General features: G+C 69.7%; 23 protein-coding genes. 14 read left to right on the top strand and 9 right to left on the bottom strand.

Going from position 1 to position 21,363, the window contains the following annotated elements:
• Positions 1-27: 27 nt before the first annotated feature.
• On the bottom strand, positions 28-639 hold the full coding sequence (locus ACFQE9_RS06850) for a double zinc ribbon domain-containing protein (protein WP_379742294.1): 612 nt from the start codon (positions 637-639) through the stop codon (positions 28-30).
• 181 nt (positions 640-820) lie between these two features.
• On the opposite strand from ACFQE9_RS06850, the gene ACFQE9_RS06845 reads away from it, so the two are divergent.
• The 8 genes from ACFQE9_RS06845 (at position 821) to ACFQE9_RS06810 (ending at position 7,260) form a co-directional block, all read left to right on the top strand.
• The gene (locus ACFQE9_RS06845; protein ID WP_379742291.1) at positions 821-1,426 is read left to right on the top strand and encodes a translation initiation factor IF-2 subunit beta; all 606 of its coding nucleotides are present in this window, start codon (positions 821-823) and stop codon (positions 1,424-1,426) included.
• Positions 1,427-1,503: 77 nt separating this feature from the next.
• On the top strand, positions 1,504-2,124 hold the full coding sequence (locus ACFQE9_RS06840) for an HAD family hydrolase (protein WP_379742288.1): 621 nt from the start codon (positions 1,504-1,506) through the stop codon (positions 2,122-2,124).
• A gap of 37 nt (positions 2,125-2,161) precedes the next feature.
• On the top strand, positions 2,162-3,193 hold the full coding sequence (locus tag ACFQE9_RS06835; RefSeq protein WP_379743056.1) for a CobD/CbiB family cobalamin biosynthesis protein: 1,032 nt from the start codon (positions 2,162-2,164) through the stop codon (positions 3,191-3,193).
• Entirely contained in the window at positions 3,190-4,020 is an 831-nt protein-coding gene (cobS, locus tag ACFQE9_RS06830; RefSeq protein WP_379742286.1) for an adenosylcobinamide-GDP ribazoletransferase, read from the top strand. Before ACFQE9_RS06835 ends, cobS begins: the two co-directional genes overlap by 4 nt.
• The gene (locus ACFQE9_RS06825) at positions 4,005-4,820 is read left to right on the top strand and encodes an NTP transferase domain-containing protein (protein ID WP_379742283.1); all 816 of its coding nucleotides are present in this window, start codon (positions 4,005-4,007) and stop codon (positions 4,818-4,820) included. The genes cobS and ACFQE9_RS06825 overlap by 16 nt, the downstream gene beginning before the upstream one ends.
• An 86-nt stretch (positions 4,821-4,906) precedes the next feature.
• On the top strand, positions 4,907-5,920 hold the full coding sequence (locus tag ACFQE9_RS06820; RefSeq protein WP_379742280.1) for a threonine-phosphate decarboxylase: 1,014 nt from the start codon (positions 4,907-4,909) through the stop codon (positions 5,918-5,920).
• A complete protein-coding gene (locus tag ACFQE9_RS06815; RefSeq protein WP_379742277.1) occupies positions 5,913-6,737 on the top strand; it encodes an adenosylcobinamide amidohydrolase in 825 nt (274 codons plus the stop codon). Before ACFQE9_RS06820 ends, ACFQE9_RS06815 begins: the two co-directional genes overlap by 8 nt.
• 31 nt (positions 6,738-6,768) lie before the next feature.
• The gene (locus ACFQE9_RS06810) at positions 6,769-7,260 is read left to right on the top strand and encodes a hypothetical protein (RefSeq protein ID WP_379742274.1); all 492 of its coding nucleotides are present in this window, start codon (positions 6,769-6,771) and stop codon (positions 7,258-7,260) included.
• 44 nt (positions 7,261-7,304) lie between these two features.
• On the opposite strand, the gene ACFQE9_RS06805 is transcribed toward ACFQE9_RS06810, so the two are convergent.
• From ACFQE9_RS06805 to ACFQE9_RS06795, 3 genes are all read right to left on the bottom strand, one after another.
• Positions 7,305-8,177, bottom strand: coding sequence for an MBL fold metallo-hydrolase (locus ACFQE9_RS06805; RefSeq protein ID WP_379742271.1), 873 nt, complete (start codon positions 8,175-8,177; stop codon positions 7,305-7,307).
• A gap of 3 nt (positions 8,178-8,180) precedes the next feature.
• Complete coding sequence (locus ACFQE9_RS06800) at positions 8,181-10,028, bottom strand: radical SAM protein (RefSeq protein ID WP_379742268.1); 1,848 nt, start codon at positions 10,026-10,028, stop codon at positions 8,181-8,183.
• Positions 10,029-10,169: 141 nt separating this feature from the next.
• On the bottom strand, positions 10,170-10,748 hold the full coding sequence (locus ACFQE9_RS06795; protein ID WP_379742264.1) for a mechanosensitive ion channel family protein: 579 nt from the start codon (positions 10,746-10,748) through the stop codon (positions 10,170-10,172).
• 278 nt (positions 10,749-11,026) lie between these two features.
• Here ACFQE9_RS06795 and ACFQE9_RS06790 point away from each other — a divergent pair, with 278 nt between their 5' ends.
• Entirely contained in the window at positions 11,027-12,490 is a 1,464-nt protein-coding gene (locus ACFQE9_RS06790) for a hemolysin family protein (RefSeq protein WP_379742262.1), read from the top strand.
• 6 nt (positions 12,491-12,496) lie between these two features.
• Here ACFQE9_RS06790 and ACFQE9_RS06785 read toward each other — a convergent pair whose 3' ends face one another.
• The 3 genes from ACFQE9_RS06785 to ACFQE9_RS06775 form a co-directional block, all read right to left on the bottom strand.
• On the bottom strand, positions 12,497-12,898 hold the full coding sequence (locus ACFQE9_RS06785; RefSeq protein WP_379742259.1) for an Hsp20/alpha crystallin family protein: 402 nt from the start codon (positions 12,896-12,898) through the stop codon (positions 12,497-12,499).
• A 1-nt stretch (position 12,899) separates the two neighbouring features.
• Positions 12,900-13,055 carry a DUF7559 family protein gene (locus ACFQE9_RS06780; protein ID WP_379742256.1) on the bottom strand — a complete coding sequence of 52 codons (156 nt, stop codon included), beginning with the start codon at positions 13,053-13,055 and terminating at the stop codon, positions 12,900-12,902.
• 74 nt (positions 13,056-13,129) lie between these two features.
• On the bottom strand, positions 13,130-14,209 hold the full coding sequence (locus ACFQE9_RS06775) for an aliphatic amidase (protein WP_379742253.1): 1,080 nt from the start codon (positions 14,207-14,209) through the stop codon (positions 13,130-13,132).
• A 320-nt stretch (positions 14,210-14,529) separates the two neighbouring features.
• On the opposite strand from ACFQE9_RS06775, the gene ACFQE9_RS06770 reads away from it, so the two are divergent.
• A complete protein-coding gene (locus tag ACFQE9_RS06770) occupies positions 14,530-15,564 on the top strand; it encodes a glutathione S-transferase family protein (RefSeq protein WP_379742250.1) in 1,035 nt (344 codons plus the stop codon).
• Position 15,565: 1 nt separating this feature from the next.
• Here the strand turns inward: ACFQE9_RS06770 and ACFQE9_RS06765 are convergent, their stop codons facing one another.
• Both ACFQE9_RS06765 and ACFQE9_RS06760 read right to left on the bottom strand, forming a co-directional pair.
• Positions 15,566-16,372, bottom strand: a complete 807-nt coding sequence (locus tag ACFQE9_RS06765; RefSeq protein ID WP_379742247.1) for a 4-phosphopantoate--beta-alanine ligase — start codon at positions 16,370-16,372, stop codon at positions 15,566-15,568.
• Positions 16,373-16,484: 112 nt separating this feature from the next.
• Positions 16,485-16,952, bottom strand: a complete 468-nt coding sequence (locus ACFQE9_RS06760; protein ID WP_379743053.1) for an MGMT family protein — start codon at positions 16,950-16,952, stop codon at positions 16,485-16,487.
• Positions 16,953-17,186: 234 nt separating this feature from the next.
• Between ACFQE9_RS06760 and trpC the strand changes: the two genes are divergently transcribed.
• The 4 genes from trpC (at position 17,187) to ACFQE9_RS06740 (ending at position 21,346) form a co-directional block, all read left to right on the top strand.
• Positions 17,187-18,119 (top strand): indole-3-glycerol phosphate synthase, encoded by a 933-nt coding sequence (gene trpC / locus ACFQE9_RS06755; RefSeq protein ID WP_379742244.1) that lies wholly within the window; start codon positions 17,187-17,189, stop codon positions 18,117-18,119.
• Complete coding sequence (gene trpB / locus ACFQE9_RS06750; RefSeq protein WP_379742241.1) at positions 18,116-19,528, top strand: tryptophan synthase subunit beta; 1,413 nt, start codon at positions 18,116-18,118, stop codon at positions 19,526-19,528. Before trpC ends, trpB begins: the two co-directional genes overlap by 4 nt.
• On the top strand, positions 19,529-20,386 hold the full coding sequence (gene trpA, locus ACFQE9_RS06745; RefSeq protein WP_379742238.1) for a tryptophan synthase subunit alpha: 858 nt from the start codon (positions 19,529-19,531) through the stop codon (positions 20,384-20,386).
• A gap of 168 nt (positions 20,387-20,554) precedes the next feature.
• Positions 20,555-21,346 carry a 2-amino-3,7-dideoxy-D-threo-hept-6-ulosonate synthase gene (locus ACFQE9_RS06740; RefSeq protein ID WP_379742235.1) on the top strand — a complete coding sequence of 264 codons (792 nt, stop codon included), beginning with the start codon at positions 20,555-20,557 and terminating at the stop codon, positions 21,344-21,346.
• The last annotated feature ends 17 nt before the right edge of the window (positions 21,347-21,363 follow it).

The following is a 21,363-nucleotide window of genomic DNA, read 5'->3' as shown; positions in this document are numbered from 1 at the left end:
GATGTGCGAACCCCCGTTTACGTGGGTTTAGGGTGTATCGAGGACGTCCGCAGCCGGGGTTCTCCGGCCGCATCCGGGACAGAACGACCAGTCAGATCGGATCTCGTCGCCGCACTCACAGAACACGCGGTGGGATCTCTTTTCCCCACAATTCGGGCAGTAAACGTGGTCTTCCGGCATGTTCTCGCCACAGCTTCCGCACGTTTTACGGTCCGTTTGCGCGCGTTCGGTGGCGTTTTCGGCACGCGTCTTACGCTCAGGGTCCTGGTCGGTCGGAGCGGGCTCCTCCTCGTCGACCGCGTCGGACCGGTCGACGGAAACCCCGTCGAGTGTAACGTTTACGTTGATATCCCGCCCCGATTCGGGCGTATACGCGCCGTGGGGTTCGAGACGGCCGGATCGATCGGGACCCAACCGCTCGTCCAGGGCCGCGTCCAGCCGCTCCGCGATCAGATCGTCGACACGTTCCGCGATCGCGTCGTCGACGTCGGACGCGGATCCGGACTCCTGCGGATCGGCGTCCTCCGCCTCCTCGAGGAAGGTGCGGAGCGCCTTCCGCATGACCTCGCTTTTGGAGGCGTCGTACTCCTCCAGGCGATCGACGAGGTCGTCGTCGGCGCGGAACGTGATCTTGCTCATGGTCCGTCTCCCGATATTGACGGTACGTATAAGTATCTTCCTCCGTGTCGGACGGTCGTCGGTCACTCGTGATCACGCTCGTCCGACGCGCCCCTCCCGTGTTCGTCTCGCGACTCGGAGAGGGTTTCCGTGTCGTCTCACGACCCGGAAGCGATTTCCGTCTCTGTCGTCTCATCGCCGTATGGACTACCAGGCCAGTCTCGACCGCGCGATCGACGCGCTCCCGGATCTGGGCGGCGACGACGAGCGCCTCCGCGTTCCGGACCCGACCGCCCAGAAGGACGGCGCGTTCACCCGACTCACGAACCTCTCCGCCATCGCCGACGCGCTCTCGCGTGACCCGGAACACGTCCACTCGAACATCCAGCGCGAGCTCGGTACCGCCGGGCAGTACGAAAACGGGGTCGCACGGTACAACGGCAACTTCCGCACCGACGACTTCCAGGAGGCGATCGACGCCTACGTCGCCTCCTACGTGACCTGTTCCGAGTGTGGTCTCCCCGACACGCGACTCGTGACCGAGGACCGCACGCCGATGCTTCGGTGTGAGGCGTGCGGCGCGTTCCGTCCGGTCGCGAAGCAAACGACCACGAGCCGGACGCGCGCCGAGGCGGTCGAGGAGGGAACCACCTACGAGGTCGAGATCGTCGGCACCGGTCGCAAGGGCGACGGCGTCGCGGAGCGCGGCGAGTACACGATCTTCGTGCCCGGCGCCTCCGAGGGCGAGACCGTTCGCGCGTACATCGAGAACGTCTCCGGCACCCTCGCGTTCGCCCGGCAGGTCTGATCGGTCGCCGGTTCGACGGTCCTCCCGTCCCCCCGATCGACAGGTTCAATCCCGGCACGCTCCTACGGCTTTTCAACGTGGCAGTCACCTTCGATCTGTTCGGCACGCTCGTCGACATCGAGTATCCGACCGACCCCGCCGAGGCCGTCGCCCGCGAACTCGAGGCCCGAGACGTCACGGTTCCGGACGACTGGCACGTCGCCTACGGCGAGGTCCACGTCGACGCCCCCGAGGGTGCCGCCGTTCCCCTGCCCGCTCACGTCGGCCGCGCGCTCGCCTCGCGCGGCGTCGACGTCTCCGACAACGCCGCCCGCCACGCGGTCGTCTCCGCATTCGACCCCGACGTGACGGTTCGGGAGGGCGCCCGTGATGCGATCGCCGCTGCCAACGACCGCGGCCCGGTCGGGATCCTCTCCAACTGCTCGGTCCCCGAACTCGTCCCCCGAACGCTCGTTCGGGCCGGCCTCCGCGGCGAGTTCGACGCGGTGACCACGAGCATCGGCTGCGGCTGGCGGAAGCCCCACCCGAAGGCGTTCGAGGCCGCCGCGGCCGCCCTCGGCGTCGACGTCGAGGACCTCATCCACGTCGGCGACGACCCCAGCGAGGACGGCGGGATCGCCGATCTCGGCGGTCGCTTCCTCGACGTCACGGAGACGCCCCTCTCCGAGCTCTCGACGCGACTGGAGGCCAGGCGGTGACCGCCCGGTGACTGGGTCGGCCGCCCTCGCGGTGGTGATGGCGGCCGTCCTCGATCGCGCGTTCGCCGAGCTCCCCGGTCGTCTCCACCCGGTCGCCCGTCTCGGCGCCGTCGTCGAGCGCCTCGATCGGATCCTCTCGGACTCACGGGCGGCGGGCATCGTCCTCGCCGTCTCGATCCCGATCGGGTTCGGCGGCCTCGCCGCCGCGACCGTCCTCCTCGGCGGGGCCGTCCTTGACGTCTGGACCGTTTTCGAAGTCGGGATCGTTTCGGGGTCGCTCGCTCGAGCCGGTTCGGGACTGCTCGGCCGTTTGGACGGCGTACTCGTGGCCGCGCTCGCCGCAGTCGTGCTGTTCTCGTGCTCCAGCCATCGTCTCTTGATCGCGATCGCCGGCCGTGTCGTCGAACGAACGGAGACCGATCTCTCCCGCGCCCGCGAGGACCTCCGTGCGCTCGCGGGTCGCGACGCGACCGATCTCTCCGCGGGCGAGGTCCGCTCCGCGGCCGTCGAGAGCGCGGCGGAGAACCTCGCGGACGGGCTGATCGCCCCTCTCCTCGGGTTCGTCACCGGGGCGGCGATCGCCTCGGCGGCCGGTCGGCCCGACCTCGCGTTGTCGGTCGCCGCCGGCGCGGCGGCGTGGGTGAAGGGCGTCAACACCCTCGACTCGATGGTCGGCTACCCCACGCGCCGGATCGGGTGGGCTCCGGCGCGGCTCGACGACCTCGTGATGTGGATCCCCGCGCGCGTCTCCGCCGCGCTCGTCGCGCTCGCGGCCGGTCGGCCGGCGACGCTTTTCGCCGCCCGCCGATTCGCCGCCGTCCCCGAATCGCCGAACTCCGGCTGGCCGATGGCGACGGCCGCGCTCGCGTTGGACCGCCGGCTCGAGAAGCCGGGTGCCTACGCGTTGAACCCCGAGAGGGACCTCCCGGACGCCGCCACCGCGGCGGTCGGAGTCCGGATCGTCGACCGGGCGGGGTGGCTCGGGATCGCGCTCGCCACGATCGCGGCGGGCGTCGTCGATCTCTCGGTCGTCGGGTCGATGTCGATGCAGGGGGTCCTCGTCGTATGACGGAGTCCGACGACTTCGACAGCTCCGACGGCGGCGGAGCGAGCGCCGTTCACGCTGTTCGCGGTGCCGTCGCGTTTCTCACCCGGATCCCGGTCCCCGGCCGTTCCGAGGCGGATTTCGGGGCCTTCCGGCGGTCCCCGTGGACGATGCCGGTCGTCGGCGCGCTCGTCGGCGCCGTCGCGGGGGCCGGATTTCTCCTCCCGTTCCCTTGGCCGACCGTCGCGGCGATCTACCTGCTCGCCATCTACCTGTCGACCGGCGTCACACACGCCGACGGGCTGGCCGACCTGGGCGACGCGATCGCGGCCCACGATCCGGAGCGTCGACGCGAGGCGCTTCGGGACGCCGGCGTCGGAGTCGGCGGAGCGCTCGCGCTCGTCGTCACCCTGTTCGTCCTCGCGCTCGGGGCCGTCGGGCTGGCCTCGCCGCCGTCGATGCGTCCCCTCGACGCCGCCCGGATCGTCCTCGCCGCCGAGGTCGGCGCCAAGCTCGGAATGGCGCTGCTCGTCGCCCTCGGAACCGCGGCCCACGAGGGACTCGGATCGCAACTGGTCGACGTCTCCGACGCTCGAGCCCTGATTCCCGCGGCCCTCCTCGCGTCTCCCGTAGTCCTCGGTCCCTCGTTTCAGGTCGCGACCGGCCTCCCGCTCGGCGTTCACATCCCCGCGCTCGCCGCGCTGCTCGCGGGGCCCGCGGTCGCGGTCGTGCTCCTCGTTCGCACCCGGTCGTGGCTCGGCGGCGTCAGCGGCGACGTGATCGGGGCCGCGAACGAACTCGGCCGGGCGCTCGCGCTACACGCGGGGGTGATCGCGTGGGCGATCGCGTGACCCCCGATCCGTCGTCCTCGACCGTGCCGCCTCCGGCGTCCTCACGGATTCCCGCCGTCCTGCTCTGTGGCGGTCGGGGGACGCGCCTCCTCGACGCGTGCGAGGACGAAGCCGAGGGGACGATCGACGTCGAGTACGACGAGAAGCCGCTCGTGACGGTCGGGGAGCGACCGATGGTCGACCGCGTCCTCTCTGCCCTGATCGAGGCGGACTCGATCGGTTCGGTTCACGCGGTCGCCTCCCCGCACGCGCCGGAGACGATCGAACACCTCGAGGCGGTCGGACGTGACGATGTGACCGACCGACCCGAGGCGGTCGGACGTGCCGAGGGGATCGATCTCGTCGTCCACGAGGGTACCGGCGAGGGGTACGTCGCGGATCTTCGAGCCGCGATCGAGACGGTCGGAACGCCCGCACTCACAGTCGTCGCCGACCTCCCGCTGCTTCGCGCGTCCCACGTGGACGCGACCGTCGAGCGGTTCTGGACCGGACCGGACGTAGCGACGTCCGGATCCGATCGTTCGGTGCCGCGCTCGCTCTCGGTTTGCGTTCCGGCCGGGACGAAACGACGTCTCGGCGTCAGCGTCGACGCCACGCTCGGCTCCGACGACCGAGGTCGGCCCCTCGCACCGACGGGGCTGAACGTCGTCGGCGACGACGGAGGTGACGACGACGGGAATGACGACGGTGACGATGGAGACCGCGACGAGCCCGGTCGTCGGTGGATTCGCGACGATCCGGCCCTCGCCGTGAACGTGAACCGTCCCGGCGACCTCGCCGTCGCACGCGATCGGATCTAAGCGGCGATCGATGACGCGGGTCCCCGACGCCGATCGACGTTGTGGGGAGCGGAACCTTTGTAGCCGATCGCGGCCCTCCGTACCGTATGGACCGCGACGCCCTCGCCGCCCTCGACCGCGTCCCCCACGGCGGGACGAGCGACCCCGCCGTGGTCGACTTCAGCGCGAACACGAACCCCGAGTCGCCCCCCGGCGTCACGCCGGTCTACGAGGCCGCCCTCTCCGTCTCGCGGCGGTACCCGTCGGACGGCTACACCGAGTTCCGAACCGCCGCCGCCGACGCCGTGGGGTGTGACGGCCCGGAGGTGATCCCGACCGCCGGCGCGCTCGCGGGGATCCGGCTCGTCTGTTCGATCGCGGTCTCCGAGGGCGACCGCGTGCTCCTCCCCGAGCCCTCCTTCGGCGAGTACGCACGCGAGGTCCGCCTGCAGGGTGGCAGTCCGGAGTTCGTCTCCCACGAGTCGATCCTCGAGGCCGATCCGGCGGAGTACGCGCTCGCGGTCGTCTGTCACCCGAACAACCCGACCGGCCAGGCGTATCCGGAGCCGGACCTGGAAGCGTTCGCGGCGCGGTGTCGGGGGGGAGACACGCCGCTCCTCGTCGACGAGGCGTTCCTCGATTTCACCGATCGGGAGAGCCTCGGTCCGGCACCGGGCGTCGTCGTCGCGCGATCGCTCACGAAGGTCTTCGGTCTCCCGGGGCTGCGTGCGGGGTTCCTCGTCGCGACCGGCGAGTGGCGCGAGGCGCTCGAGACGGCGCGGCCGTCCTGGGGGCTCTCCACGCCGGCCGCCGCCGTCGGCGCGCACTGTCTCGGTCGCGGGGCGTTCCTCGAACGCACCCGCCAGCGCGTCGCGAGCGAGCGCGAACGGATGGCCGACCGCCTCGCGACCCGCTTTCGAGTGTTCCCCTCCGACGCCCCGTTCCTGCTCCTCGAGGTCGACCCGGACGACGCGTCCGTCGACGCGTTGATCGACGACGCGCGCGAGGCCGGCTACGCGATCCGGGACGCTCGAACCTTCCGCACGCTCGATCGCCACGTTCGCGTCGCCGTGCGTCGGCCGACGGAGAACGACGGGCTCCTCGAGGCGCTCGATGTCTGATCGTTTCGGCTCCGACTCCGGCCCCGATTCCGGCTCCGGATCCGGTTCGTCACCACGTTCCGATCCGGTCCTCGAGGCGACCGTCTCCGACGGCGTCTGTCGGCTGGCGCGCCCGGACACGCGGTTCCTCTCGACCGGTTTCGACGGCGGGCAGGAAGTCGCCGACGCCGCCTACAACCTCACCGTTCCCGACGGGTTCGACGACCGGGACCTCGGATCCTACGTCGCCGAGCGACTCGACCGGGCCGGCTTCGGATCGGGTGCGGGCTCCGGCGCCGCCCCCGCGCTCCTCACCGGGGTCGACCAGGCGCACGCGCGACGTGCCCGTCTCGGCCCGGTCGCGGCCGTCGCCACCGCCGGCATTTCGAATCCCGCCGCGTTGCCGATCGCGGATCGCGATCCGAACGCGGATGTCGGCGGGGTGTCCCTCGACGAGCACCGCCACGACGGCACCGTCAACGTGATCGCCGTCACCACGCGGTCGCTCGCCTCCGGCGCGCTCGCGAACCTGCTCGCCGTCGTCGCCGAGGCCAAGGCCGCCACGCTGCTCGCGACGACCGGAGTTCCGGGGACGACTTCCGATGCGATCGTGGTCGGCGACGACCCCGACGGCGAGCACGCGCGGTTCTCCGGAAGCGCTACGCCGGTCGGACGGGCGGCGCGCGTCTGCGTGCGCGACGCGGTCGCGGCCTCGCTCCGATCTCGATACGCCGGGACCGCCGACTCGATCCCCTCGGACGTCGCGGACGCCGATCACGGCGTCGTGTCGAACGAGCGTGCGCGGGTGACGCCGGTCGACCGGGACGGGGATTTATGACGTCGAGGGGGTCAGATTCGTACCACAACCCATGATCCGCCGGTTCCTCGCCGCAAAGCCCCTCCAGGCCTGCAAGCTCGTCGCCGTCGTCTGTATCCTCGCCATCGCCACGCTCGGGTTCTTTCGGATCCTCCCCGGCCAACAGCTCCGCGTTCTCCTCCTCGTCGCCTTCCTCGGGCCCGTTCTCGCGCTCGTCGTCCTCGCCGAGGCGCTTGTCGCGGGGTATCGGACGCTCCGTTCCGAGGACGACTCGCCGACCGACCGGCTCGCCGCTCGTCCGGCGTACACGGTCGTTCGTGCAGTCGAGGTCGTCGTGCCCCTTCTGGCGGGCGGCGCGTTCGCGGTCCTGATCGCCACCCTCTCGGACGAGCCGATGTCCGGGCCGGGCGCCATCGGACTCCTGTTCGTCGGAGTCGGCCTCGGCCTCCTCGCGCTCGTTTCGATCCTCGTCCGCACGCTGGCCGAGTACGTCCTCCACCGGCGGAACCTCCCACGGCAGCGAACCGACGACGTCGCGAGTTGAGCACCGCGTCGCCGAGGCGAGTTCGATTCTCCTGGCCGGTCCGATCAGAGCCGATCGCGCCACGCCCCCTCGATCCGCCCATCCTTGAGGAGCTTCTCGAGGTGTGCGCGAACGGTCGCGCGGGCGAGGTCCTCGACGCCGATCAGGTCCCGATCGTAGGCCCCCTCGAGAACCGCATCGACGTCGCTCGCGCCCGCCTCGACGGCCTCGAGCACCGACCGCTCCCGGTCGAGTCGGCGGTCGATCAGCCGATCGAGGGTCGAGCGCGGATCCTGGATCGCCGGGCCGTGGCCCGGGTACAGGACCGTCGGGCCTCGATCCCTGATCCGACGGAGGCTCTCGAGATACGCTCGGAGGCCGCCGCCCTCCCGGCTGACGACGACGCTGCCCTCCGCGAGCGCCAGATCGCCGCAGAGGATCGCCTCCCCGCCGCGGGGAGCCCCCTCGTGTTCCGTCCCTTCGCCGACCGCAAACGCGAAGTGGTCGACGGCATGGCCCGGCGTCGCGATGGCGATCGCGTCGGCGCTCCCGATCGCATCGCCCTCCGTGAAGGTCGCGTCGGGCTCCGCCCCGGTCGCCTCCTCGAAGCGGTCCGCGAACGCCGACGGGGCCCACGTCGTCGCTTCCGCGGCGGCCGCGTACTCGGCGACCGCGCCGACGTGGTCGGGGTGGGCGTGGGTGACTGCGACGTGTTCGACGGACTCGGCGACTCGATCGAGGTCCGGGTGCCTGCCGGCCGGATCGACGAGAAGGTCGCCGAGGACGTACGCGTTCGTCGTCCCGCCGGGCGCTCGCGTCGAGGGCGTCCGGATCGGGACTCGGCGGATCGACGGACGTCCCGTTCGAGATCTCGTCGTAGGCGTCGACGTCGACGGTGACGTCCCCGTGGGATCCGCGTCCCGGTCCTCGTCCGACATCGATCAGTCGCTTCTTCCGGACGCCGGTTTGTGGATCCCCGCTCCTGCCGCTCCCGGAATCCGACCGCCGTCGCCTTCGTCGCCGTCGCCAGCCACGAAGTACCGCGAGAGGTCGATCGTCTCCACGGGGACCTCCGCGAGCGACTCGTAGGGGCGGCCGACGATCACGTCGCCGGCGGTACTTTGCGCGATGCCGGGGATCGCGGTCAGCTCGTCCATCGACGCCTCGTTGACGTCGAGGGGGTAGGGAACCCCGGTGACCGACCGGTACCCGTGGTCGACGATCGCGACGTCGATCGCACGTCCCAGTTCGCGCTCGCCAGGGATGCCGACGAGCAGCGCGTAGGTGCCGAGCTGGCGGCCGAAGGTGGTCCCGTCCTGGTGGTACTCGAGGTGGACGTCCGGGAGGACCGTTCCCGGCGGGACCACGCGGTCGAGCATCGGATTGTCGATCGTCTCGCGAACCTCCTCCTTGTAGCGTTTGAACTGGCGTTTGTGGTCCTCGGCGACGTCGGCTCCCGTCTCCGCCATCTCCGTGCCCGCGAACGCCATCACCTGCCGGATGTTGATCCGACGGAGCATCAGCCCCTCGTCGTAGACGCGCTGGAGGAACCGCCGGTTGTGCTCGAAGGTCTCCTCGCGTTCGCCCTGGAGCCCGTGAACGAGGTTGATCCCGGGAAGCAGCTTCGGGAGGCGCGGCGAGGCCTCGGGACCGGTCGAGGGGCCGAGGACGCGATCGTCGCCGCCGGGCGTCGCCTCGGGCGTGTCGCCGGGACGCCAGCCGCCCTCCTCGTTGACGACGCGGACGGCCTCCAGACACTCGTCGGCGGACACGAGGAGGTTGTTCTGCTCGCGCACGACCGGGTCCGCCGACTCGAGGCCGAAGGCCGCGGTGTCGCCCGGCGTGTTGTGTTCGGCGATGATCCGGATCGCCTCGCGGGACCGTTCGGGGTAGTCGACGATCGTCACCGGATTCATGTTGTCGAGGTGGAGGGTTTCCAGATCGGGCGCGACCTCGCGGATGCCGCCGTAGAGCCGGCGGAGCGCGTCCGGATTCGGCGCCTCGCCGTCGCCGCCGAACGCCAGGATGTCGGCCTGGCGGCCGAGCCTGAAGTGCCCCACGCCGCGCGAGGCGAGCGCCCCCACCTCGCCGACGACGCCCTCGACGTCGCGGAACGCCGGGTTGCCGTACAGCGGCTCGGTACAGAACGAACACCGGTAGGCGCACCCGCGGGAGGTCTCCAGCTCGCAGATGAGGTGGTCGGGGTGGTTCGGGTGCTGTTCGACCACGAACGCACCGAGGCGGGCCCAGCGGTCGACCTCGGGGTTCTCGCGCATCCGATTGCCGAAGCCCTCCAGCCCGTTCGCGACGAGGTCGTACGCGGCCGCCTCGACGTCGCCCTTCGCGACGAAGTCGTAGTCGAGGTCGTCCCGCTCGGTCTCCTGGGCGCCGGCGTTCTCCTCGCCGACCCCGAACCGGACCGGGCCGCCGAGCAGCGTGGTCCCCTCCGCGGTCCAGGCAAGTTCGCGGACCTCGTCGGGCTCCGCCGGGGTGCCGCCGACGTACTTTCCCGGGACGGTCATCCCGCCCACGTAGACGAACAGGTCGGCGTCGGCGACGTCCGCCCGCCTGTTCCGCTCCTCGCGGAGCTCGTCGATCGTGTGGTAGGTGATCGAAGACTGCGGCACGCCGGCGTCGACCAGCGCGCCGGCCGTGTACCGCGGGTAGGTGGAGATGTACGGCGGCACGCCGAAGTGCGCCGGCTCGTCGACGTACCCGTCGACGATGGTGACGGACAGGTCCGCGGGATCGGCGGGGGTCCCGCCGTCGACTGCGGCCGGATCGGTCATATTGGCGCGTCCTACTCGCCCGAGACGGTAAAACGGCGCGGATGCGGGTGCGGGTGCAGGTCCGCGACGATCGATCTCGGCCGGCGTCGGCGTCCTCCGACGATCGACTTCAGCCGGCGTCGGCTCCTTTGATGATGGTTTTCACCCGGCGTCGGCGTTCTCCCCACGCGATCGGTTCGTCCACTTCTTCTCGACGTCGCGATTCGCCAGCACGACGAGCTCCCCGTCGTCGGCCCTGATCCGGGTCTTTCGGAGGTCGATCTGCGTCACGGTCCCCGTAACCGAGGCCGTCTCCACGCGGTCGCCGGGCGTGAAGTCCGGGTCCTTGAGGAGGTAGACGCCGGCGACCGTGTCCGCGATCATCTCCTTCAACGCGAAGGCGACGCCCAGCCCGATGAACCCGCCGGCGGTTCCGAGGCTCGCGGCGACGTCGCCGAGGCCGACGATCTTCAACAGCGCGAGCGCCGCGCCGAACCATAAGAATAGCCCGACGACCGCCACGGAGAGGTCGACGATGAGTCGCTGCTCCTCGGGATAGATCCGGTCGAACGCGGTTCGCGTGGCGGCGAGCGCGAGCTTGATCACCACGAACGCCAGGATCAAGAAGACCACGCCGGCGATGACTTGCGGGATCGCCGCGATCACGTCCTCGAGGAACTCCGTGAGGATCCGATCGCCGATCGATCCGTCGATCTGCACCGGCATGTCGTGGCGTTCCATGGCGGACCGATTCCGGAGGCTTTCGGAAAGCCGTTGCGGTGGATTCGGGCCGCTCCGTCGATTAGCTTTCGACGCAACCGTCGGAAGAAACGGGTGTCCGTTGGTGCGATCGGACACTCCGCTCTCGGACAGTACCGTTTAGTGGCGACCGACTGAAGGGGACGTATGTTCGATCACGGACCGCCCCCGACCCGCCAGTCGAGCCGTCGAGGCCGCACCGCTCGATGGCCACGCCAGTCCGATGCACGCCGACGCAATAGTCACCGACCGGAGGACCGATGGTAGACGTCGCGCTCTCGGTCGGCCGGATCCTCGCGGCGCTCGTGCTCGTCGCGTTGAACGGCTTCTTCGTCGCCTCCGAGTTCGCGTACGTTCGGGTCCGCGCGACCGCCGTGGAGGAGGCCGTCGCGAAGGACAAAGCCGGCGCGGGACTGCTCCAGGAGGCGATGGACAGCCTCGACGATTACCTGGCCGTGACCCAACTCGGGATCACGATCGCCTCGCTCGGACTCGGGTGGATCGGCGAGCCCGCGGTCGCGGCGATCATCGAGCCCGTGCTCGGCGAATTTCTGCCCGCCAGCCTGGTCCACCTCGTCGCCTTCGCGATCGGATTCGGCGTGATCACGTTCCTCCACGTCGTCTTCGGCGAGCTCGCACCCAAGACGATCGCCATCGCCCAGGCCGAGCGGATCGCGCTGCTCGTCGCGGCGCCGATGCACCTCTTCTACTACCTGTTTTATCCCGGGATCGTGGTGTTCAACGGGACCGCCAACGCCTTCACGCGCCTGATCGGCGTTCCCCCCGCCTCCGAGACGGACGAGACGCTCACCGAGACGGAGCTTCGAATGGCGCTCTCGAACGCCGGAGACGAGGGTCACGTCGCCGCCGAGGAGGTCGAGATGATAGAGCGCGTCTTCCAGCTCGACGACGTCGTCGCCCGCGAGGTGATGGTTCCGCGTCCCGACGTGCGAACCGTTCCCGCCGACGCCTCGCTCGTCGACCTCCGATCGATCATCGTCGAGTCGGGCCACACCCGCTATCCCGTCGTGGACGCTGACGATCCCGACCAGGTCGTCGGCCTCGTCGACGCAAAGGACGTCGTGCGGGCGATCCAGCTCGTCGACGGCTCGCCGAACGGGACCGGAACCGAGTCCGCGGCCACCGCCGGCGACATCGCCCGCGACATCCACGTCGTCCCGGAGACGACCAACGTCGCGACGCTGCTTTCGGACCTCCAGGACCGACACGCGCAGATGGCGGCGGTCATCGACGAGTGGGGCGTCCTCGAGGGGATAGTCACGATCGAGGACATCGTGGAGGTCGTCGTCGGGGACATCCGCGACGAGTTCGACGTTCGCGGTCGCGAACCGGGGATCGACCGCCCCGAGGACGGCCCAGCGGTGGTCGACGGCGGGCTCGCGCTCTCGGCGCTCGACGACGAACTCGGAACCGACTTCGCGACCGACACGGTCGAGACCGTCGGCGGACTGGTCCTCTCGAGGCTCGGTCGACCCCCGGAGGTCGGCGACCGGGTGATCGTCGGCGAGCACGAACTGGAGGTCTCCGAGGTCGAGGGGATGCGCGTCTCGGCCGTGATCCTCAGGCCGGAGGCGAATTCGGATCCGGACGCGGGGGCCGGAACGAACTCGGAGGACGATTCGGATGTGGAGGGTGGATCGGCTACGAGGGGCGGGTCGAACGACGGCCCCGACGCGCGCGATTCGGAGTCAGCGGAGAAGTAGCTCCGACTATCCGCTCGCCGCGGCGTCGGTCTTTCGGATCTCCACCTCGAGGGTTCCGGCCCGGGTGACCGTCGCGTTCGCGCCGCGCGGCGTCACGCGGGCCTCCGGGGGGAGCGTGACGCTGCCGGCGAGCGTGCGTCCCCGTCCCGGAAAGACGAGGTCGAACCCGCTCCGGCGTTCCTGATCGACGGGGCGCCGGAGCGTGACCTCGATCGTTCGGTCGACGAACCGAACGTCGACGTCGTCCCCGTGGATCCCCGGCGCGTCGAAGACGACGAGGTAGGCGTCGTCGCTCTCCAGCAGGTCGTGATCGAGGGGGCGCCGTTCCTGGTACTTTCCCCAGCCGCGTCCGACGCGCTCGAGGACGCCCTTCACCGTCCGTCTGCCGGCGGAGAGGAACGCCGGCATCTCACACCTCGATGACGGAGAGGGCCCGGCCGCCGCAGTAGGGACACCGCAGGTCGTCGACCGAGTGGTCCTCCGGGACGTCGTAGGTGTAGTGGTTCTCGAACATGTCGAGCTCGCAGTCGGCGCTCTCGCATTTGACCTCCTTCGTCGCGGGCATGCTCCCGGATTGGGCCGCTGCGGGCTTAAGTTCCGTGGGGCTCGCCTTCGGGCTCGAGCGCGGCGACCGCTCCCTCAGTCGTCGCTCGGGACCTCGACCGACTCCGGCTCGGCGGACTCCGACGGCTCCTCCTCCTCGTCCGTCGTGAGCCCCTCGATCGGGGCGTCCGCGGTGCCGGTCGTCGACCTGGTGATCTCCTCGATCCGCTCCTCGGCGGCCTCCGGATCGGTCACCCAGTCCTCGTAGAACGAGAACGGGTTCGCGGACTCGCCGTCGCCGAGGCCGGCCGCCTCACTCGAGGTGTACCCGCGATGCAACAGCTTGTAGAGGTGGTTCTGGCTCTGCCAGTTCGCCCGGGCGTCGCGGATCGCCGGGACGGAAAGCTCCGCGTACTGCCAGACGTTCCCGTCGCTGCCGCACTCGCCGAGGACCCGGCCGTCGAAGCCGACGATGTTCGACTTCCCGAAGAAGGAGTAGACCTCGTCGTTGCCCGCGAGGTTCGCCACGGCGACGTAGGCGTTGTTCGACCACGCCGCGTGTCGCGCGACGATCTCCTGCTGCTCGGCCGCCGGATACATGTACCCCTGACAGCGGACGATCAGCTCCGCGCCCTTGTAGGCGCAGTCGCGCCAGATCTCCGGGTAGTTCCCGTCGTCACAGATGATGAGGCTGATCTTCAGCCCCTTCGGCCCCTCCGTGACGTAGGTCTCCTCGCCCGCGGTCCAGCCCTCGATCGGACACCACGGCAGGATCTTTCGGTACTTCTGTCTGATCTCCCCCTCGTCGTCGATCAGGATCAGGGTGTTGTACGGGTTCCGGTCGGGATGGTCCTCGTGTTTCTCGCCGGTGATCGAAAAGACCCCCCAGACGCCGTGTTCCTCGCAGGCCCGCGAGAAGATCTCCGTCTCGGGGCCCGGAACCTCGGTCGCCAGCTCCATCATCTGGTCCTCGTCGTAGGTGATCCCCTGCGTCGAGTACTCCGGGAAGATCACCAGATCGACGCCGGGCGCGCCGGTCGTGATCCCCTCGATCCGGTCGGCGATGGTCTCGCACTGTTCGAGCACTTCCTCCGTGGAGTCGGGACTCGGCGCCGCGGTCTGGTGAACTGCCACGCCGACGGTGTCGCTCGAGGAGGAAACGTCTCCGTGTCTCATCGTATCACGATCGCATCGTTCGTCCACTCCGGTATAATTGTTCCGTGGGTATTGGATAGAATACTTGGAATTCTTGTGTGTTCTTCAATCTGTATAAGGAAACAGTTTATTTATATATGCTATATCCCGATACACTTTGGAACTATTCAACTAATGGTTCCACATATGAGGATCAATCCGTTTCCCCTCGCTTTCACGTTCTCCGCGGTCGCTCCCACGACGCCTGCTGTTTAGTTCGCGACCGACCGTCCTCCCATCGTCGGACTCTCGGACTCGCTCGTCCCAGCAACCGTTAACACGATCGCGCCCGTCGGTCCCGTATGAACAAGCTCGTGAACGGCGAGTGGCGCGTGGACGCCCACGAGTCGACCGACGATTCCGGCGCGTTCACCCGACAGACGACCACCTTTCGGAACTGGGTCGCCGGATCTGAGGTCCCCTCTCACGTCGACGCGGAGCCGGACGACCGCTTCCAGCCGGAACCCGGACGGTACCACCTGTACGTCTCCTACGCGTGTCCGTGGGCCCACCGCGCGTTGCTGGCCCGCTCGATGCTCGACCTCGAGGACGTCATCGACGTCTCCGTCGTCGACCCCTGGCGCGGGGACGACGGCTGGCAGTTCACCCCCGAGAAGGCGGGCTGTACCCGCGACCGCGTCCACGATAGCGACTACCTCCGCGAGCTGTACGTGCGCGCGGACCCCGAGGCCACCTGCCGCGTGACGGTGCCCGTCCTCTACGACACCGTCGAGGACACCATCGTCAACAACGAGTCCCGCGAGATCCTCCGGATGCTCGACACCGCCTTCGGCGACCTCGGAAACGGCCGCCGGCTCCTACCGGAGGACGAGGCGGCGGTCGACCGCGTCGACGAGATCATCACGGAGATCTACGAGCCGATCAACAACGGCGTCTACCGCGCCGGCTTCGCGACCTCCCAGGAGGCCTACGACGAGGCCATCGACGACCTCTTCGGAGCTCTCGACCGGTGGGACGAGGTGCTCGCGGACCGGCGGTTCCTGGCCGGCGACCGGTTCACGGAGGCGGACGTCTGCATGTTCACGACGCTCATCCGCTTCGATCACGTCTACCACACCCACTTCATGTGCAACGTCCGGGCCATCCACGAGTACGAGCACCTCTGGGGGTACCTACGGGACCTCTACCAGCTTCCGGGCGTCGCGGAGACGGTGGAGCTGGACCACATCACCGAACACTACTACACGACCCACCCGGACGTCAACCCCTCCGGCGTCGTCGCCCGCGGTCCCGACCTCGACTTCGAGGCGTCCCACGACCGCGACCGCCTCGGCGAGGACCCGTTCGCGTCGGCCTCCTCGATCGAGGCGGAGTGAGTCACTCGTCGTTCGCTTCCGCGTCGTCGTTCCGGCCGTCCGCTTCCGCGTCCCCGTCGTCGTCGAATGATCCCCGTCGGATGGCCGTCTCGGCCGCCTCGAGCGCCTCCTCGCGGTCGAAGGAGTCGATCACGTACTGTAGCTCCTCGATCGGCGCGTCCGAGAGCTCGCGGGCGTGGCGCGTCACGTTCGGGATCGCCCGCACGATGTTGTCGACGATCGGGACGGCCGCGGAGCGGGACGACCGCGAGCCGGGATTGAGGTCGATCACGATCTCCGTCTTCCCGGTCGACGCGAGCGCCTCGGCGCGGTCGCCGTCCTCTAAGGGAACGAGCACGACGTCGGCCGCCCCGATCCCGTCGGCGTCGACCGTCGCCCGCTCGTGGGAGAGCCCCGGGATCCGGCCGTCGCCCGCGAGGCCCTTCACCTCGGTCGCCCCGTGCTCGCGGAGGTGTTCTGCGATCCGTTCCATCCGCTCTTCCGTGCGGTTGAACAGGTTCACCTCGAGGTCGGCCTCCGTCGCCGCCGCGAGTTCGACGATCTCCTCGGGGACGAGCGCCGCCACGTTTCCGTTCACCGAGAGCACGGGATGATCGGCCGAAAGCAGGAGCGCGGCCGCCGCGCGTTCTGCCGCCCTCGCCGACGGGATGGTTCGCTCGCCGAGCAGGTAGTCGAACGCCTCCCCGCGCCCCTGTGCGATCAGCCCCTGCCTCGAGGTGATCCCCTTCTCGATGCCCGCCTCGATCCGGTGTCGCGTCACGAGCGACTCGTAGCGCGGGTGGTCCGCGGGGATCTCGACGTCGGTCATACCCCCGGTACGCCGCTGGGGGGTTAAAACCGTTCCATCCCGCCCGATCCCTGTTCCCGGTCCCCGTATCCGATCCGCGTACCCGGTCTCCGTTCTCGACCCACGTACCAAGTCAGCGAAGTCCCTCCACGTCGCGGAACACTTCGCGAACGTCTCCCGGCGTGGCGTAGGGACCGCCCTCGACGCGGTGGTCGGGCACGAAGAGCGGGGTCGGGTTGTCCCGCAGCGCGTCCTTCACGAACTCGAGATCCTCGGCGTCGTTGTCGTCGCGGCCCGCCATCCGCGTCACCCGGCTGACCGAGACGGACTCCCCGTAGGGGATCCCCTCGACCGCCTCGAGCACCCCGCGGCGGTCGGTGGGGAGGGTTAACCCGAGCTCGACGTCCGCGAACGCCTCCTCGCTCCCCGAGAGGTACTCGCCGATCCGGTCGAGCAGCTCGTGGTCGGACTCGGCGTCCGCCGGGATCGACCGCGGGAAGGACGCGGAGATCACGTGGCCGCTCGCGAAGCCGATCTCGACCGCTCGATCGAGTCGTTCGTACGAGCGCGCGTAGACGCCCGTCGTCCCGGCGAGGCTCACCACCGCCGGAGCCTCCGTGTACGCTTCGCGGTCGACCCCTCGATACGTCCGCCCACGCTCTGTTCCCGCCGCCGTTTCCGGCCTCCCGTGGCGTCTCGATCCATGTGACGACCGTCGGAGCCGGACCCATAAGCAAGTTGCCTCCGTCGGACCCTTCGCCGTCCCCCGCGGCCGCCCGATCTCGGCGGCCGGGACGCAAGCCTTATGAACAGATACGTACATTAGTGATCAGTAATGGACGACGACACGGAGGAACTCGCGCCCGCGGTCCGGTCGATACTGGAGTCCGCGAGGACGCGATCGGGCGACGGCGGCAATGGCCATAACGGCAATGGCGACGGCGGCGAGCGCGTCGACGCCGATCCTCGCGATCTGGAGGCGGCTTTCGATGCCGCGGAGGCGGACGGTCGAACGCCGGTGATCGCGGAGGTCAAGCCGACCAGCCCGACGACCGAGGGCACCCGAGAGGACGACCCGGTCGCGCTCGCGACGGAGATGGTCGATGGCGGGGCCGCCGCGCTCTCGGTGTTGACGGAGCCCGACCACTTCGGCGGGTCGACGGACACCCTCGAGCGCGTTCGCGATGCCGTGGACGTTCCCGTCCTCCGCAAGGACTTCCTCGTGACCGAGGACCAGCTCGACGCGGTCGAAAGCGACGTCGTCCTGCTCATCGCGCGGTTCCTCGGCGACGACCTCGGGCCGCTTCTGGCGGCGGCCCGCGATCGGGGGTTTCAGGTCCTCGTCGAGGTCCACGACCGCGAGGAGCTCGAGCGGGCGATCGCCGCCGGCGCGCGGTTCGTCGGGGTGAACAACCGCGATCTGGCCCGTCTCGAGGTCGACCTCTCGACCTTCGAGTCGGTTGCGCCGCACGCGCCCGACGACGTGACGTTGATCGCCGAAAGCGGCGTCACCGCCGCCGCGGACGCCCGCCGAATGCGTGCGGCCGGCGCCGACGCGCTGTTGATCGGCAGCGCCATCATGGACGGCGACGTCCGATCGAACACGCGAACGTTTACCACCGCGGAGAGGGACCGATCGACCGACGACTCGGCGCCCGACGGCGCGTCGACCGACGACTCGACGCCCGACGGCGCGCCGACCGACGACTCGACGCGACCCGCCACGGACGCCACGGACGCCGCGGAACACGACACACCGACATCATGAGCGAAACCACGACCGACGCGGACGAGGGGACGAGGACCGACGTCGACGGGCGACGGACGGGAACCGACGTCGACGAGCGACCGCCGGAGGATCCGACCCCCGTTTCGGGCGGTACGGACGGGAATTTCGGACGGTACGGCGGCCAGTACGTTCCGGAGGCGCTGATGCCCGCGATCGAGGAGCTGACCGACGCCTACGAACGGTACGTCCTCGAGAACGAGGACGGCTTCATGGACGAACTCCGACGGCGACTTCGCGACTTCGGCGGGCGGCCGACGCCGCTCCAGCACGCCGAGCGGCTCTCCGAGCGGTACGACCGTGACGTCTATCTGAAACGCGAGGACCTGCTCCACGGCGGCGCCCACAAGCTCAACAACGCGCTCGGGCAGGTCCTGCTCGCGAAGTACATGGGCAAAGAGCGGATCATCGCGGAGACCGGCGCCGGACAGCACGGCACCGCGACGGCGATGGCGGCCGCCCACCTCAATATGCCCTGTGAGATCTACATGGGCGAACGCGACATCAACCGCCAGCGTCCCAACGTCTTCCGGATGAAGCTCAACGGGGCCGAGGTCACCCCGGTGACCGCCGGCCGCGGGACGCTCAAGGAGGCGATCTCCGAGACCATGCGCGACTGGGCCGGATCCGTCGAGGACACCCACTACGTCATCGGCAGCGTCGTCGGACCTCACCCCTTCCCGGCGATGGTCCGCGACTTCCAGTCGGTCGTCTCCGAGGAGGCGCGCTGGCAGGCGATCGAGGCGACCGGCGGCCTGCCCACCGACGTGGTCGCCTGCGCCGGCGGCGGCTCGAACACGATGGGGTCGTTCGCGGCGTTCCTCGAGGACTCCGAGGTGGCGTTACACGCCGTCGAGGCCGGCGGCGCGAGCCTCGAGGTCGACGAGGACGAGGGCGTCGCGCCCCACTCGGCGTCGCTTTACGCCGGCGAGGAGGGCGTGCTCCACGGCGCGCGCACGCGACTGCTGCAGGACTCCCACGGCCAGATCGTCGAGAGCCACTCCGTCTCCTCCGGGCTCGATTACGCCGGCGTCGGCCCGCAGCTCGCCCACCTCGTCGACGAGGAGCGGGTTACCCCCGCGGCCGTCGACGACGAGGCGGCCCTGGAGGCGTTCCACCGCCTCTCGCGAACCGAGGGGATCATCCCCGCGCTCGAGTCCGCCCACGCGATCGCGTACCTCGAGGCGGTCGCGGGCGGGGACGGTGGCGACGGTGAGGACGACGAAGGCGACGAGTACGACGCAGACGCCGAGGACGACGCCCTCGGGGACACGGTCGTCGTCACCGTCTCGGGACGGGGGGACAAGGACCTCGAGTCCGTGATCGAGGAGACGGATCGCCGCGATCTGGATGCGGGACCGGACATGTCGATGTTCACGGGGGGGCTGTAGATGTCCGACTCGACCGGAAACAGCGAGGCGATCGCCCGGGCGTTCGCTGACGGCCCCGCCTACATCCCGTACCTCGCCGTCGGGGACCCCGACTACGACTCCTCGCTCGCCTACGTCGAGGCGCTCGAGCGCGGCGGCGCGGACGTCATCGAGTTGGGACTGCCCTTCTCGGAACCCATCGCCGAGGGGCCGACCATCCAGGAGGCGGTCGTCCGCGCCCTCGAGGCGGGGATGACGCCGGCCCGCTTCTTCGAGTTCGTCGAGGACCTCGACGTCGACGTCCCGCTCGTCTGTATGACCTACTACAACCTCATCTACCAGTGGGGCGAGACGGAGGGCCCCCGGCCGTTCGTCGAGCGCGCGGCCGAGGCAGGACTGGAGGGGTTCGTCGTCCCGGACCTTCCCGCCGAGGAGGCCGACCCCCTGCGGGACGCCTGCGACGAGTTCGGTCTCGATCTCGTCTTCATCGTCGCGCCGACCACGGCCGGCGACCGCCTCGACCGGATCATGAGCCAGGTCTCGGGATACGTCTACGTCCAGGCGCGTCTGGGAACGACCGGCGCGAGGACGGACGTCTCGGATCACACGGCCGAGAGCCTCGAGCGGCTTCGGGAGTACGACGTGCCGAAGGCGGTCGGGTTCGGCATCTCCAGCGGCGACCACGCGGAGCGGATCGTCGCCGCCGGCGCGGACGGGATCATCGTCGGCTCCGCGCTCGTCGACGTCGTCGCCGAGGGCGCGGCGGAGGGGCTTCCCGCCGAGACGGTCGCGGATCGGCTCGAGGACCTCTCGCGCGAACTCGTCGCCGGCGCCGAACGCGGGTATTCCGCCCGATCGGCCGTCGCCGACCCGGAGTGAGCCGGGACGCGATCGGGAGGCGCTCGACCGTCCCGGCCGACTCCGAACGAAAGCCACTTATCCGCTATTGCCACAGTTTGGCATACGAACCGGGTCGCGTCGTTCGACGCGATCCATCCCGAGCCCGGAACCGCAACCGCGGACCGACGCACGACCGAGCCAAAGACCATGACAGCAGGACTCAACGCACGACTCGACCGCATCTCCACGGATGACCGCTACCTCATCGTCCCGATGGACCACGGCCTCACCATGGGTGCCGTCCAGGGGCTCAAGGACATCGAGGCGACCGTCGACGGCGTCACGGCCGGCGGCGCCGACGCCGTGTTGACCCAGAAGGGCGTCGCACCCCGCGTCCACCCGAACAAGAACGGCGCCGGCTACATCGTCCACCTCAACGGGTCGACGACGATCGGGCCCGACGAGAACGACAAGCGGCTGACCGCGACCGCGGAGGAGGCGATCCGGGCGGGCGCCGACGCCGTCTCCTTGCACATCAACGTCGGGTCGACCTACGAGCCGAAACAGATCGAGGACCTCGCGGAGCTCACCGGCGAGGCCGATCGGTTCGGCCTGCCCGTGCTCGCGATGGCGTACGCGCGCGGCCCCGACGTCGACGGCACCGACCCCGAGGCGCTCGGCCACGCCGTTCGATTCGCCGAGGAGCTCGGGGCCGACGTCGTCAAGACGGGCTACTCCGGCGACGCGGACTCCTTCGAGCACGTCTGTGAGTCGACCCGGCTGCCGGTCGTCATCGCCGGCGGGTCGAAGGGCTCGGACCGCGAGACGATCGAGATGGTCCGCGGCGCCATGGACGGCGGCGCCGCCGGCGTCTCGATGGGACGGTCGATCTTCCAACACGACGATCCGGAGGCGATCACCCGCGCGGTGAGCGCCGTCGTCCACGAGGACCGCGACGCCGAGGACGCGCTTCGGGCCGCCGGACTCGTACAGGCCTGATCGCGGCCGACAATTCT

The sequence above is a fragment of the Halopenitus salinus genome, assembly GCF_042662125.1.
In the GTDB taxonomy this organism is placed as follows: Archaea; Halobacteriota; Halobacteria; order Halobacteriales; family Haloferacaceae; genus Halopenitus; species Halopenitus salinus.
Note: the sequence above shows the minus strand (reverse complement) of the source record. Positions and strands in the feature narration are given on the sequence as shown.